This is a genomic window from Natronosalvus sp. KLKA75, from assembly GCF_059736265.1.
The window spans coordinates 499,628-513,517 of sequence record NZ_CM185522.1 but is presented as its reverse complement, the minus strand read 5'-3'; the positions used below and the strand labels follow the sequence as shown (position 1 = coordinate 513,517).

The 13,890-nt window shown below is 64.6% G+C and carries 11 protein-coding genes; 6 read left to right on the top strand and 5 right to left on the bottom strand.

The window, feature by feature from the left end:
• Nucleotides 1–60: 60 nt before the first annotated feature.
• Both AC6I65_RS02520 and gap read right to left on the bottom strand, forming a co-directional pair.
• Nucleotides 61–1,266: a phosphoglycerate kinase gene (locus AC6I65_RS02520; protein WP_497902518.1), complete on the bottom strand. Its 1,206-nt coding sequence runs from the start codon at nt 1,264–1,266 to the stop codon at nt 61–63.
• A gap of 88 nt (nt 1,267–1,354) precedes the next feature.
• On the bottom strand, nt 1,355–2,422 hold the full coding sequence (gene gap, locus AC6I65_RS02515; protein WP_497902517.1) for a type I glyceraldehyde-3-phosphate dehydrogenase: 1,068 nt from the start codon (nt 2,420–2,422) through the stop codon (nt 1,355–1,357).
• A gap of 328 nt (nt 2,423–2,750) precedes the next feature.
• Between gap and AC6I65_RS02510 the strand changes: the two genes are divergently transcribed.
• From AC6I65_RS02510 to AC6I65_RS02495, 4 genes are all read left to right on the top strand, one after another.
• Nucleotides 2,751–3,821: a type II glyceraldehyde-3-phosphate dehydrogenase gene (locus AC6I65_RS02510; protein ID WP_497902516.1), complete on the top strand. Its 1,071-nt coding sequence runs from the start codon at nt 2,751–2,753 to the stop codon at nt 3,819–3,821.
• 219 nt (nt 3,822–4,040) lie between these two features.
• Nucleotides 4,041–4,436 carry an Hsp20/alpha crystallin family protein gene (locus tag AC6I65_RS02505; protein WP_497902515.1) on the top strand — a complete coding sequence of 132 codons (396 nt, stop codon included), beginning with the start codon at nt 4,041–4,043 and terminating at the stop codon, nt 4,434–4,436.
• 244 nt (nt 4,437–4,680) lie between these two features.
• A complete protein-coding gene (locus AC6I65_RS02500; protein WP_254159350.1) occupies nt 4,681–5,397 on the top strand; it encodes a V-type ATP synthase subunit D in 717 nt (238 codons plus the stop codon).
• 43 nt (nt 5,398–5,440) lie between these two features.
• Nucleotides 5,441–5,827, top strand: coding sequence for a DUF6276 family protein (locus tag AC6I65_RS02495; protein WP_497902514.1), 387 nt, complete (start codon nt 5,441–5,443; stop codon nt 5,825–5,827).
• Between the two features lie 112 nt (nt 5,828–5,939).
• Here AC6I65_RS02495 and AC6I65_RS02490 read toward each other — a convergent pair whose 3' ends face one another.
• Nucleotides 5,940–6,722 (bottom strand): helix-turn-helix transcriptional regulator, encoded by a 783-nt coding sequence (locus AC6I65_RS02490; protein WP_497902513.1) that lies wholly within the window; start codon nt 6,720–6,722, stop codon nt 5,940–5,942.
• 196 nt (nt 6,723–6,918) lie between these two features.
• Nucleotides 6,919–8,178: a peptide chain release factor aRF-1 gene (prf1, locus tag AC6I65_RS02485; protein ID WP_497902512.1), complete on the bottom strand. Its 1,260-nt coding sequence runs from the start codon at nt 8,176–8,178 to the stop codon at nt 6,919–6,921.
• 137 nt (nt 8,179–8,315) lie between these two features.
• On the opposite strand from prf1, the gene AC6I65_RS02480 reads away from it, so the two are divergent.
• Both AC6I65_RS02480 and AC6I65_RS02475 read left to right on the top strand, forming a co-directional pair.
• Nucleotides 8,316–8,948: a hypothetical protein gene (locus tag AC6I65_RS02480; RefSeq protein ID WP_497902511.1), complete on the top strand. Its 633-nt coding sequence runs from the start codon at nt 8,316–8,318 to the stop codon at nt 8,946–8,948.
• Between the two features lie 120 nt (nt 8,949–9,068).
• Nucleotides 9,069–10,262 (top strand): archaeosine biosynthesis radical SAM protein RaSEA, encoded by a 1,194-nt coding sequence (locus AC6I65_RS02475; RefSeq protein WP_497902510.1) that lies wholly within the window; start codon nt 9,069–9,071, stop codon nt 10,260–10,262.
• Nucleotides 10,263–10,514: 252 nt separating this feature from the next.
• On the opposite strand, the gene AC6I65_RS02470 is transcribed toward AC6I65_RS02475, so the two are convergent.
• On the bottom strand, nt 10,515–13,847 hold the full coding sequence (locus AC6I65_RS02470) for a PAS domain S-box protein (protein ID WP_497902509.1): 3,333 nt from the start codon (nt 13,845–13,847) through the stop codon (nt 10,515–10,517).
• Nucleotides 13,848–13,890 lie beyond the last annotated feature (43 nt).

The window sequence follows — 13,890 nt, the reverse complement described above, 5'->3', positions numbered from 1 at the left end:
GCTGGTCGGGTACAAGCGGTATGTATCGGTACAAGCGGTGTCGTCGGTCGGAGTACAGAATCAGGCCTCCCGTTCGAGCACCTCGACGCCGACCAGCGTGTCACCCGTGAGCGCCCGAACGTAGGCGCCGCCCGCGATGGAGACGTGAGAGAAGTTAGCCTCGTCGAGCCCGTACATTTTGATAGCCCGTGAAGTGTCGCCGCCGCCGACGACCGAGAAGCAGTCGGTTTCGGCGATGGCGCGGAGGACCTCGACGGTGCCGTCCGCGAAGCGCTCGTCCTCGAAGACGCCCAGTGCGCCCTTGACGAAGACCGCCTCGGAGTCCCGGACGAGACCGGCGTACGTGTCGGCGGTGTCGCTGCCCACGTCGAGGTAGGAGGTGTCCTTCTCGAGACCCTCGACGTCGACTTCGGCGCGGTCGCCGTCGTCGCCCTCGTAGGCGAGGTCCGTCGCGAGGGTCAGGCGGTCGCCGTAGGTCTCGAGGATGCGCTCGATGGTGTCGGCCTGGTCGTCCCACTGGTGGTCGAAGAACTCGGTGCTATCGACGTCGTAGCCCACGTCGTGGCCCACGGCCCGGAGGAAGAGCTCGCCGACGATGCCGCCCAGGCAGAAGCGGTCGACCGTCTCGTCGACCTGCTCGATGACCGGGATCAGGTCCTCGGCCTTGGTTCCGCCCAGCACCATCGTCACGGGGCCGTCGAACTCGCGGTCTTGGATGGCGGAGTTAGCGGTGTACTCGGCGTCCATCACCGGCCCCGCGTAGGCGTCCATCACGAGGGGGAAGCCGACGAGGGAGGCGTGGGCGCGGTGGGCCGCCGAGTAGGCGTCGTTGACGTAGGCATCGAAGTGCGGAGCGAGGGTTCGCACGAACTCGCTGTCGGCGTGTTCCTCGGGGTCCTTCTCGGGGAGTTCGTCCTCGCACATGCGGACGTTCTCGAGCACCAGAACGTCGCCGGTCTCGAGGTCGTCGATGGCCTCGAGGGCCGCCTCGCCGTAGGTGTCGGCGACGAAGTCGACGGGCCGATCGAGGTGGTCGGCGAGGATTTCGGCGTGACTCTCGAGCGAGATGAACGTGTCCCGACCGGGCCGGCCCTGGTGCGCCATGACGACGACGGCGTGGTCGTCCTCGAGCAGGGTGCGGATCGACTCGGCGTGGCGAGCGAACCGGCGGTTGTCCTGGGCGCGACCGTCCTCGACGGGCGCGTTGAGGTCGACGCGGACGAGCAGTCGTTGGCCTGACTCGAGGTCGTCGATGGTGTCGAACATATCCGTACGCGCGTCACGCGATCGCTTAAAAGGGACGGAATTGCCAGGTGTTTCGTCCGGACCGTCGTGAACGACGACTCGAGTGTGGCTACTGCGTCGGGGCTTCCGCCTCGGCTTCGTCCTCGGCGATCACGTACGTCGCGAGGTCGAGCATGCGGTTCGAGAAGCCGTACTCGTTGTCGTACCACGTGAGAATCTTCACGAGACCGTCCTCGAGCACCATCGCGGACTCGAGGTCGACGTACGAGGAGAACGGGAGGCCGACGATGTCCCGGGAGACGATTTCCTCGTCGGTGTAGCCGAGCACGCCAGCGAGCTCGCCGTCGGCGGCCTCGCGAATGGCAGCCTCGAGGTCGTCTTTCGTGACGTCGGCCTCGAGGTCGACCGTCAGGTCGGTGATCGAGCCGTTGGGGACGGGGACGCGAATCGCCATGCCGTCGAGTTTGCCCTCGAGTTCGGGGAGGACTTCGGTGGTGGCGATGGCGGCGCCGGTCGTCGTGGGAATGATGTTCTCGGCGGCGGCGCGACCGCGGCGGCGCTTCGATTCGGGGCCGTCGACGAGCGACTGGGTGCCGGTGTAGGCGTGGACCGTGGTGAGCAGGCCCGAGGCGATGCCGAACTCCTCGTCGAGGACCTTGGCGACGGGGGCGACGCTGTTCGTGGTACAGGAGGCGTTCGAGATGATGTCCTCGCCCTCGTACTCGTCGTGGTTGACGCCGTAGACGAACATCGAGACGTCCTTCTCGCCCTTCGGCGGCGCAGAGATGATGACCTTGTCGGCGCCAGCCTCGAGGTGCATGGCAGCGTCGTCGTGGGATCGAAACAGGCCGGTCGCCTCGAAGGCGACGTCGACGTCGAACTCCTCCCACGGTAACTCGGTGGGGTCGCGCTCGTTGAGCAGTCGAATCTCCTGGCCGCCGACGAACAGGGTGTCACCGTCGCGCTCGACGTCGTCGAGGCGACCATGGACGGAGTCGTACCGGAGCAGGTACTCCATGTCGTCGTTGTCCATCACGTCGTTGATGGCGACGATCTCGATTCCGTCGTACTCGAGGGACGCGCGCAGGACGTTCCGGCCGATGCGGCCGAATCCGTTGAGGCCGACGCGAACGACGCCCTCCGTGGAAGTGTCTTCGGCGAATGAATGTTCACTCATATCTGAGTACTAAGCTGTCCAGGGTTAAAGTAGTTGCCCTGGTTCTGGACACTGTCCAACGTGCCTTAGGACAGATACTAGCAGGCAGACCATAATTAGCACCATGGGTTTTCGAACGTTCTGTCCCGCGAGAGTAACGTGGTGGTGGGTCGATATAGGACCCGCTAAACCCCGTTTATGAAAAAATTAAAAGATATGTGCTCGGCCGTGTGCCCCGTTACCAACCCGACGCAGTATGCCGATTATTCTCTCGAGTACTCAATTACGAGTTAACATCTATCAGTCTGTCCGAAACAATTATACCCGTCGCCGGTGGAGTGGACCTCGTATGCTCCGCGTCGGAATCAACGGATATGGAACCATCGGGAAACGCGTCGCGGACGCCGTCTCGGCGCAGCCCGACATGGAACTCTGTGGCGTCGCCAAGGTTAGCCCCGATTACGTCGCCATCGGCGCCGTCGAGGCCGGCTATCCCCTCTACGTGGTCGACGAAACGCGGATCGAGGAGTTCCGCGAGATCGGCGTCGACGTCGCCGGCACGGTCGACGAACTCGTCGAGGAAAGCGACGTCGTCGTCGACGCAACGCCCTCCGGGATCGGTGCCGAAAACCGCTCGCTCTACGAGCGCTACGACACGCCCGCGATCTTCCAGGGCGGCGAGGACGCCACCGTCGCTGAAGTGAGCTTCAACGCCCGCGTGAACTACGACGAGGCCGAAGACGCCGACTACGTCCGCGTCGTCTCCTGTAACACGACCGGGCTCTCCCGGCTCGTCGCCCCGCTCGAGGAGGCCTACGGCATCGAGAAGGTACGGGCGACGCTGGTTCGACGCGGCGGCGACCCGAACCAGACCGGACGCGGCCCGATCAACGACGCCGTCCCCGACCCCGTCTCCATCCCCTCCCACCACGGTCCCGACGTGCAGACGCTCTTCCCGAAACTCGACATCGACACCATCGGCCTGAAGGTGCCGACGACAATGATGCACGTTCACGCCATCAACGTCACCCTCGAGAACCCGCCTGCGAGCGAAGACGACGTGCGCGACCTGCTCGCGGCCCAGGAGCGCACCATCATGGTCCCCGAGTACGCCCGCATCGACGGCGCCGGGACGCTCAAGGACATGGCGGCCGACGCCGGTCGACCCCGCGGCGACATCTGGGAGAACTGCATCTGGGAGGAGTCGGTCACGCTCCAGGGCCCGGACCTCTACTGTATGCAGGCGATCCACCAGGAGTCCGACGTTGTTCCCGAGAACGTCGACGCCCTGCGCGCAATCTCCGGTCACCTCTCGGGTCCAGAAAGCCGGTCGCTGACGAACGAGACGCTCGGCATCGGCTTCGGAGGCCTTCGCGACCGACCGGTGAAGCGTCTCGATACGCAGACGGCCGACGACTGACGGCTGACGACTGTAGCCGACGGCAACGGCTGAACCGACGACTGATGATCGACGGTTGACTGCAGGCGACTGCCAATCCTCGTTCCATCTGCTACCACTCCGTTTCACACCGAGTTCACCAGCGACAGCAAAGTCGCCCTCACTCGAGCATGTCGGTCCCGTTCTCAGGATCTCGCCTCGAGGAATACCTTTTTGGACCTGCCACTTCTAGAGTCCCTCATGCGCCGAGACGACCGCGACGAACCCTTTGACGACCTCTTTCGGGAGATTGAACGGATGATGAACGACATGATGGCCGGCGGAGACGTCGGCTTCGAGTCGCGGACGGACACCGACGCCGGCTTCGGCGCCGACACCCACGTCGACGTTCACGACACCGAGGAGGAGGTCCGCGTCATCGCCGACCTCCCCGGCGTCGAAAAGCAGAACATCGAACTCGAGTGCGACGGCAAGACGCTCACCATCTCTGCCCGGAGCGACCACCGCGAGTACGACGAGCGCGTCTCCCTTCCCCGCCGGGTCAACGAACACACGGCCTCGGCGACCTACAACAACGGGGTGCTCGAGGTCATCTTCGAGCCCGCCGAGCAGTCCTCGGACATCAGCCTCGAGTAGCGGTATCGCAAGCGGTCTCGGTACGCAGTCGGTTTTTCCTCGCACCTGTGCGATTATGCCTACCTCCTCCCCTTGACCCCCTATCAGCGGTCACCGACGGTTACCAGCGGTCGCCAGGTCGCCAGCGGTCACCACAGCCACCGGCACCCGTCGAGTACGATCGCACAGACACATGCAGCGACCGTCTGGCTGTTGGCTGCAACTGTAAACAGTTATCCGACTGCGCGCGCAACCCACCCACAAGATGGCCAAGGACGTCAAACCCACCCGGAAAGAGTTGATGCAGATTGAGGATCGCATCGACCTCTCCGAGCGCGGGCACGGGACGCTCGAGAAGAAACGCGACGGGCTGATCATGGAGTTCATGGACATCCTGGACCAGGCCCAGGACGTCCGCGGCGAGCTCTCGGAGGACTACGAGCGCGCCCAGAAGACGATCAACATGGCGCGTGCGATGGAAGGCGACGTCGCCGTTCGCGGCGCGGCCGCCGCCCTGCAGGAACACCCCGAGATCACGACCGAGTCGAAGAACATCATGGGCGTCGTCGTCCCCCAGATCGAGTCCTCGAAGGTCACGAAGAGCCTCGACCAGCGTGGCTACGGAATCATGGGCACCTCCGCGCGCATCGACGAGGCCGCCGAAGCCTACGAGGACCTCCTCCAGAGCATCATCCTCGCCGCCGAGGTCGAGACGGCGATGAAGAAGATGCTGCGGGAGATCGAGACCACCAAACGGCGCGTCAACGCTCTCGAGTTCAAACTCCTGCCCGACCTCTACGAGAACAAGGAGTACATCGAGCAGAAACTCGAGGAGCAAGAACGCGAGGAGATTTTCCGGCTCAAGAAGATCAAGGAGAAGAAGGAAGCCGAGGAGGACGAAGAGAAGGAACTCGCCCGCACCCAACGCGACGCCGAGGAGCGCGAACCCGCGACTGCGAGCGGCGTTCCCGGCACCAACTGAATCCCAGTACCGTCCCGAAGACCGTCGATACGCATTTATCTCGATGAACTGCTCCTGTGACGTCGACCCAATCGCCTTCGTGGTTTCGCCCTCGCTTCGAGCGTACGCTCCCGAGGAAGCCGACGCGGCGGCAATCTGCCCGCACTGCCTTCGCGTCGAGCCCGCCAGTTCTGGGGCGGGCGATCCCGACTTCTCGCACGTGAGTACGTCGTTTCCGTCAGGCAACGCGGGAATCGCACTGGCGCTCGCGATCGGACTCTGTGACTCGCTGGCGACGAATCGCACGAAACTCGAGGGCGCCCTTGAGACGGTCGAGCGCCACGGGGCCGACCCGCTACTCGCCATCGATCGGGTGCTCGCGGAGCCGTCGGTCGAGCCAGCGGTCGACCTCGAGCGCCGGCGTCATCAGCTCGAACAGCTGCTGTACTGATCGAGCGATCGGCGTTACGAGCCACCGGGCTCAGGGGCCAAAAGGGCTCGAGGCTACAGTGGCTACAGGGCTACTCGAGCGACGTCACTTGGTTCTGGAACTCGTGCACAGTCTACTCCGGCGGCTGTAGCACCGTCGCCGCAGAGCGAACCTGTCGAAACACATCGCGCCCCCACTCGTAGGCCGCCCGCGAGTCATTCTCGATGACCCCCTGGACGTCACCCTCGTTCGTGAGAGTGACGAACGTGTACGTCTTCGTCGGCGTCTCGAGTACCGCCAGTCCGTACGGGATCTCCTCGGTCGTCGCCGCTTCGAACGCATCCACCTCGAGGAAGCGTTCGAGGGCATCAGTGGAGGTCTCGAGGAGAAACGACAGGAGGTCGTCCGTCAGAACGACCTCGACCGAGAGGTCGCCGTCGGTCGTTTGCTCGCTGAGGATGCGACGAAACTGCGGCGTGCGTTCGGTGGCGCCGAGTGCCCAAACGTGGTCGGCGTCTCGCATGCAGTCGGCGATCCGTTCGACCGGCGCGTTCGGCGCGTACGAACTGGGTTCGTGGATCGTCGCCCCATCCAGAACCGCCATCGACAGCGGCGCGTCGGGCGGGGCGAACTGCAGGACGTGACTGGCCGCCGTGATGGATTCGAGGGCTCGCTGGCTCCGACAGTACTCCTCGAGGGCGAGTCGACCCGCAGTGGTCAGCCGTACCGACCCGTCGCGACGCTCGAGGAAGTGGCAGGTCTCGAGTTCGCGAATGGCGCGGTCGAGCGTCGACGACGAGCAGTCGACGGCGTCGAGGAGGTCGCCTTTCGCCCGCGGCCCCGTCTCGAGTGCTGCCAGCAGTGGGTGACGGCGGGACACCACCTCGAGCTGGTCGGCGGGCGACGGTTCGGTCATCGTTCGTCATCGACTCCTCTACTCGCGGTAAAAAGTCTCTCGGTCGTTCACGACTTGCGGTTCACGACTCGTGACTCGAAACTCGTGATTCGTCGTTCCAACTGGACAACGGGTCGAGAGAGCTACCGCCACTCGAGGAGTCGACAGGAAGGTCGGATCGCTGTAGCCGCCTGGATGCCCAAGCTGCTTGGGCCGCCTAGATGCCCGTATCGTACCGGAGGATGCCCGCAATGCCACCGAAGGCGTTGTAGAGTTGTTCGCCCTTCTCGAAGTCACTCGAGATGAACTTGGTCTCGGTGCCACGCTGTTCGGCGATGGTGATGAGGTGCTCGATGGCGTCCTCGCGGTCCTCGTCCGTGGCCTCGATCGCGGTGCCACACTCGCTGCACTCGTGGGATGGCGTGGCCTTCCGCCGATCGATCAGGTCGTAGTCGGTGTTGCCACAGGCCTCGCAGTCGAAGGTGACGACGTCTTTTCGGAGGTCCTCGCTGATCAGGAGGGTCTCGACCGACCCCATCACGAGGTTGCGTCGGGTCTGGTCGAACCCGTAGGTGGCGAGTTCCCCACTGTGGAGTTCCTTGAAGAAGCGTTCCATGTGCTTCTTGTCCTTCATCACCTCGGCGTCGGCCAGGGCGTCGGAGGCGTTGTCGACCAGGTCCTTCAGGCCGGACTCGTCGGTGTAGGAGACGTCGAACTTTCCGAGTACCGTATCCTGAATCTCGTGGTGGAGGTAGTCGCCGTCGAGGAACTCGTCTTTCGTCGGGGAGGGACCGCCGACCAGGACACCGTCGAGTTCGTGACGCTTGGGGACGAACAGGTCGTTGGCCATCCCCGCGACTTCCTGGTAGAAGTTGTCGATGGCCTCGAGGCGCAGGCGGGCGAATCGCTGGGCGGACTGGCCACCTTTCCGTTGCTTACCGGGGACGAGCGAGGAGGCGGACTTGACGGGTTCGATGCGTTTGCCCTTGAGCCAGCCGACGTTGGCCTCCCGGCGGTCGAGGACGATCAGCCCGTAGAGGCCGTGGTCCTCGAGCATGTACTCAAGCGGGTCTGTCAGGAAGTTCGAGTCGCAGTGATAGCGGAAGGACTCGACGGGATCCGGTGGGCTCTCGAGGACGCGCGTGATCATCTCGGTCTGGCCACCGCCGGAGTCGACGGCACCCGAGAACAGCACCATGCCGTTCTCTGGCGGGTACGTGTCGTAGTAGCGGAGTCGGTCCTTGATGCTCTTGAGGGCGTCCTGGACGTTCGTCCGCGTCTGCTTGGACTTGATGTTCGCCGCCTCGCTGTGCTCCTGGGTGACGTGGGCGACGACGTCGCTGACCTGGCGGTCCTCGGGGACGTAGATCGTCACGAGCTGGGTGCCCGACCCCTCGTAGTTGTCGAGGTCCTCGATGACCTTCCGGAACTCGTACTTCTTCCGGTCGGAACTGGCCTGCTCTCCCTCCTGACTCATTGTCTCTCTAGAACGGAGCCGCAGGTAAGTACCCTTTGACACGTCGTGGGACGCGGTGTCACCGGCTATCGGCGCTGCTACCAGAAGCAAGCGGCGCCACCCGAAGGATTACGTTCAGGCGTATTGTCACTACAGGCATGCACCGCCGTGCCCTCCTCGCTGGGTCCGCCGCCCTCCTCGTCGGAACTGCTGGCTGTCTTGGCGAGATTGGATCGACACCGAGCGCTCGAACAAAGAACACCGAGCGCGAACTCGCGCTAGTCGAGCAGGATTCGATCCCCGACAAGTACGGGTTCTCGATGGAGGCGACGCTGCTCGAGGAGACAGTAACGGAAGATCGACCGGCACGGCTCGAGGTGCGGACGACGAACGAGGGCGACGAACAGGCGCTCTCCGTGGGTGAAGCCGGGTGTAGTCTGTTCAACCGGTCGCGAGGCGGAAGCGACGACCCCGAGGGACTGTGGCTCTACAGGCACACCGACCACCTCGAGCGTGTCGACGGCAAGTGGGTCGAGGACCGCGATGCAGACGAAGGGCGAACGTTCACCACTCAGGGCTGTCCGCCTCGAGCGTACGACCCCGGCGAGTCGGTCGTCACCGAGTACGAAGTGTGGCACGACTTCCAGGTCGAGGGCTACTTCGACCCGGGAACCTACCGCTGGAACCAGCGCGTTTCGGGCTGGGACGAACCGGACGCGAGATGGGACGCGGACGAAGCCGTCTCGCTCAAGTGGGGGTTCGCGCTCCGAGTTTCGAATCCGGATTCGTGACGACAGCCGCACGAAGCGACGAACGTCTCCACCCACGAGCGAACGGAGTGAGCGAACGGCCTCTTTAACTACTGTGTACGTCCCGAAGCCGCTTTACCCCTCGAGACGCTTTCCTCGATAATGAGCCAGCCGACGCCCGAGGTCTACGAGCAGGGCAAGGGCATGGACGCCCACAACCAGGTGATGCGCGAGGTTCGCTCGCGCAAAGAGAAGAGCTACGACCCCCACGAACCGACGCGGGTCTGGCTCGACGAGGACAACACGCCCGGTGGCGTCAGGGAGAGCCTGACAATCATCCTCAACACCGGCGGCTGTCGCTGGGCGCGGGCGGGCGGCTGTACGATGTGTGGCTACGTCGCCGAGAGTGTCGACGGCGGGACGGTTCCCCACGAGGCGCTGATGGACCAGATCCAGGTCTGCCTCGACCACGAGGCTGACAATGCCGACGAACCCGCGCCGCTGATCAAGATCTACACCTCCGGGTCGTTCCTCGACGAGCGCGAGGTGGGCGCCGAGTCCCGCAAGGCAATCGCCGAGACCTTCGGCGACCGCGAGCGGATCGTCCTCGAGTCCCTGCCCGACTTCGTCGACCGCGAGAAGATCGGCGACTTCACGCAGTACGGCCTCCAGACCGACGTGGCGATCGGCCTCGAGACGGCGACCGATCGGGTTCGCCGCGATTGCGTGAACAAGTACTTCGACTTCGAGGCGTTCGAGGCGGCCTGTGCGGAGGCGGTCGCAGCGGACGAGGCTGGTGGGGCCGAAACCGACGCCGGTGGAGACGACGAATCTGGCGCTGCAGGCAGCGAAATCGGTAGCGGAAGCGAAGCTGACAGCACAGGCAAAACCGGCAGCACAGGCGGCGCCGGCATCAAAGCCTACCTCCTCATGAAACCTCCCTTCCTCACCGAATCGGAGGCCCTCGAGGACATGGTCACCTCCGTCGAACGCTGCCTGGCCGTCGACGGCTGTCACACCGTCTCGATGAACCCCTGCAACGTCCAGCGCTACACCATGGTCGACGACCTCTACTTCCGGGACGGCTACCGCCCGCCGTGGCTCTGGTCGGTCGCCGCCGTCCTCGAGCGGACCGCCGACGTGGCGGGCATCGTCGTCTCCGACCCCGTCGGCCACGGCACCGACCGCGGCGCACACAACTGCGGGGAGTGTGACGACCTCGTCCAGAAGGCGATCAAGGACTTCGACCTGCGCCAGGATCCGTCGGTCTTCGAGCAAGTTTCGTGTGAGTGTGAGGCGACCTGGGAGGCCGTCCTCGACCTCGAGACGGGGTTCAACCAGCCGCTCACGCGGTAGCGGGGTAGCAGAGCGACACCGTCAGATCAGCGGGTAGAACAGACCCCGACTCGAGTCCCAGTAGACGGTGTCGCCCTCGACGGGAACTAAGTTCTCGAACGCGACCAGCGACTCTAACTGTACCCCCGACATGGTCAGGTGGAACGGCTTGCCACAGAGTCGGGGTTCGACGTTGAGCGGCCCCGGTCGCCAGATGAAGCCAGCCTCGGGAATGTAGGGACTCCCGCGAATCGCCGTCGTGGCCCGCTCGAATCAGTCGCTCGCCGCCGTCCCGTCCATCGTCGCAGAGCGCGTCGGCACGTCAGCCGTCGGGATCTGCATCCTGACGACGGTGCCTCGTGGATCGTTCTCCTGGAAGGTCAACTGCCCGCCCGACTGGGTGATCACCCAGTTGACGAGCCACAGTCCGAGCCCGCTGGCGTGACGGAGCTGAGTGATCTCTTCGTCTTCCTGCAAGAGCGCACGCTCTTCCCCGGGGATACCGGGGCCGTCGTCGGCGACCGTGAGCGTGAGCGTGTCGTTGTCGTCCACCTCGAGACCGACCTCAATCGTCGGTTCCGCCCGGTCGCTGTGTTCGATGGCGTTCTCGAGGACGTGATAGATCGCGTCGGCGAGGAGTTCGTCGGCGCGAGCGTGTGCCCGATCGGGGAGCGTACAGCCGACGTCCACGGCCGGGTACTCCGCGTCGATTCGGACGAGGGCGGATTCGACGCAATCGACGACGTCGACGGGGCCGGTCGCCGCGCCGTCGCGGTCCAGCGTTCGTTCGACCGCTCGCGTCTTCTCGGCGAGACTGATGAGTTCGCCAGCCCGTTCCTGAATCGCTTCGGCAAAGTCCCGGTCGGCCTCGTTCTCGACGGCTTCCGCGAGCATCTCCGCACAGCCGTTGATGATGTTCATGCCGTTTCGCAGGTCGTGTCGGAGGACGCGGTTCAGGATCTCGACGCGTTTTTGGTGCTGTTTCTGGGCCGTGATGTCGGTGTAGAGGCCGAACGCGCGGTCGTTCGAACCGTTCGTGTCCATCGGGACGACCCGCATCATGAAGTCGCGGAGCCCGTCGCTCGTCCGACGCTTGACCTCCGCCTCGACAGCTTCTCCCTTCGTCCCACGCTCGTTGATCTCCTGGGCGTGCCCGAAGCGATCGGGAGGCACGATGAATGAATCGAGCGGTTCCTCGAGCAGTTCGGACTCCTCGTACCCGAAGATTCGCTCGAACGCCGGGTTCACCTGCTCGACGATCGGACCCTCGGGGACGCGCTTCGTGCTGACGATCGCGTCAGGGACGTTCTCGAAGAGCGCGGCGAAGCGGTCGCGTTCCGCTTTGAGTCGGGTTTCGAACGCGAGGCGATCGAGCGTGTCAGAGACGTGCGAGAGCAACAACTCGGTCAGTTCCTGATCAGCCCGATCGAACGCACCCACGTCCGTCGAGACCGCCTGGAAGATGGCGCGGTCGCCGATCGGCGCGCTCAGCACCGATCGGTAGGAGTCGCGTTCGGGCGTCGCTGCCTCGTCGACTCTGAGGTCGTCGAGCCGGTACGTCCGGTCGTTTCGATAGGTCTTCCCGGCGATGCCCTGATCAATCGGCGCGCGACTCGAGAACCCGTCCTCGTGGATCGTCGAGGAGACGGCGACAGTCTCGAGGTACTCGCCGTCGACGCGGTCGACGACGCAGACGTCGAACTCGAGGACGTCCTCGGCGGTTTCGACGGTGAGGTCGTAGACGTCCTGGGCCGTCTCACACGAGTCGAGGCGGGAGGCGATCTCGTGGAGTTTCGCCATCTTCTCCCGATGATCGACGAGCTCTCGTTCCATCTGTTTTCGATCGGTGACGTCCCGAAGGATGCCGACGCTGCCGGAGAGGTCGCCCTCGCCCTCGAGGAGGGTGGTGTTGACCTCACAGGGGACGAGGTCGCCGTCCGCGGTGACGATGTCAACGTCGTAGGTCGCGACTTCATCTCCGTCGCCGTCGCCGTCTCCGTCGCTAGCAGCGAGCCGTTCGACCTCACGGACCCCGCGCTCGAAGCTCTCCTCGGTGAGTACCTCGGAGGCGTGGAGTCCGACGAGGGTGTCCCGATCGTAGCCGGTGATCTCGACCATCGTGTCGTTGACCGTGACGAGCGTTCCCCGGGTGTCGACGGCGTACAGGCTATCGCCGACAGCCTCGACAACCGTCTTCGCTCGTTCGAGTTCGCGTTCGCGGGCGGCCTGGTCGAAGGCGGCTTCGGCCGTCGCCGCGAGAATTTGTATCAAAGTGAGGTCGGTCTCCTCGATCGTTGCGGGGCCGGACGCGGCGACGGTCAGCAGGCCGTGCTCGCCAAGCGGGTAGATGACGGCGTTACCGACCTCGTCGGTGAGGTCGTAGGGGACCATCTCCGCGGAGGCGTCCTCGATGACGACCGGCGATCCCGAAGCGTACGTCGACCACAGCGGGTCGTCGCCGGGACCGACCGGCGTAAACTGCACCGTTTGCTCCTCGAGTCGATCGCTCACTGCGACCAGGTCGAGTCGGTTCGCGTCCTCGTCGTAGACCCGGATACCGGCGAGGGCGTCGTCGATAATCTCGTCCGTCGCGTCGATGACGAGCGCGCCGATTTCGGCCTTCGAACTCGTCTGCATCAGCTCCTGGGTCGTCTCCTGGAGGGTCTCGAGCGCGAGGGACCGCCGGAACTCCGACGTCATGTCGCGGATGAACGAGAGGGCTCCCCTGATGGTACCGTCAGCGTCGACGAGGGGCGTCGTGGACCACTCGCACCGAAACGACGTCCCGTCTTTGGCGACGTTTCGCGAGATGCCATGGTTCGTACTCGGCTCGCCCTCGAGCCAGGTCGCCCACCAGTCGGTGATCGCGTCGCGTCTCTCCTGGGGGACGACGAGGTCGGTCGCGTGACGGCCGAGCGCTTCCGCCGCGGTGTAGCCGAACAGGTCGGCCGCGGCGTCGTTCCAGTGGCGGACCTCGAATTCGGGGGTCCACTTGATGATCGCGAACGGCGACTGTTCGACGATGAGCTGGACGTGGTCGGTCGACGACTCGAGGAACGGTTCGTTGCGCTCGTCGTGCGTTTTTGCGAGCGAGGACGAGTCGCTGGAGTCAGGGTGGGGGTCGAGTTCGGAGTCTGAGTTGGAGTTGGAGTTGGAGTCAGGGTCAGGTTGTGAGTCTGAGTTTGGGTCGGAGGTAGGGCCGGATTCGGAGCCGTGACCGAGGTCGGCGCCAGCACCGGTTTCCGTCTCGACGATCGCCTCGAGCACACGGGTCACGAGCGTCTCGACGCCCTGTGACTTCGGAACGTAGCCGGTGACGCCGGCGGCGAGCGCCTCGCCCGCGATGGCTTCGGTACCAGCGTCGGTGTAGAGCACGACCGGAACGTCCGGCGCCCGCCGACGAATGGCCCGGTAGAGGTCGAGACCGGTTCTGGCGGCGGAGCCGAGGTCGTACTCCGTAATGACGCAATCGGCGGACTCGAGTCGATCGAGACACGCCTCGTCGCTCTCGACGCACTCGAGGTCGAGACCGACTGCTCGAACGGCGGAGGCGACGCGATCGGTGCAGTCGGGATCGACGTAGATGACGCGGGTTCGTGTGTCCATGACTCGAGTTCCAGAACGGGTGCTGTCGTTCAGTTGCAATCTA

Excerpts from the sequence above, each read along its gene's own strand:
- AC6I65_RS02500 (WP_254159350.1), top strand. The coding sequence starts at position 4,681 with ATGGCCAAGGACGTCAAACCCACCCGGAAAGAGTTGATGCAGATTGAG.
- AC6I65_RS02490 (WP_497902513.1), bottom strand. The coding sequence starts at position 6,722 with ATGACCGAACCGTCGCCCGCCGACCAGCTCGAGGTGGTGTCCCGCCGT.
- AC6I65_RS02520 (WP_497902518.1), bottom strand. The coding sequence starts at position 1,266 with ATGTTCGACACCATCGACGACCTCGAGTCAGGCCAACGACTGCTCGTC.
- AC6I65_RS02480 (WP_497902511.1), top strand. The coding sequence starts at position 8,316 with ATGCACCGCCGTGCCCTCCTCGCTGGGTCCGCCGCCCTCCTCGTCGGA.
- prf1 (WP_497902512.1), bottom strand. The coding sequence starts at position 8,178 with ATGAGTCAGGAGGGAGAGCAGGCCAGTTCCGACCGGAAGAAGTACGAG.
- AC6I65_RS02495 (WP_497902514.1), top strand. The coding sequence starts at position 5,441 with ATGAACTGCTCCTGTGACGTCGACCCAATCGCCTTCGTGGTTTCGCCC.
- AC6I65_RS02510 (WP_497902516.1), top strand. The coding sequence starts at position 2,751 with ATGCTCCGCGTCGGAATCAACGGATATGGAACCATCGGGAAACGCGTC.
- gap (WP_497902517.1), bottom strand. The coding sequence starts at position 2,422 with ATGAGTGAACATTCATTCGCCGAAGACACTTCCACGGAGGGCGTCGTT.
- AC6I65_RS02475 (WP_497902510.1), top strand. The coding sequence starts at position 9,069 with ATGAGCCAGCCGACGCCCGAGGTCTACGAGCAGGGCAAGGGCATGGAC.
- AC6I65_RS02470 (WP_497902509.1), bottom strand. The coding sequence starts at position 13,847 with ATGGACACACGAACCCGCGTCATCTACGTCGATCCCGACTGCACCGAT.
- AC6I65_RS02505 (WP_497902515.1), top strand. The coding sequence starts at position 4,041 with ATGCGCCGAGACGACCGCGACGAACCCTTTGACGACCTCTTTCGGGAG.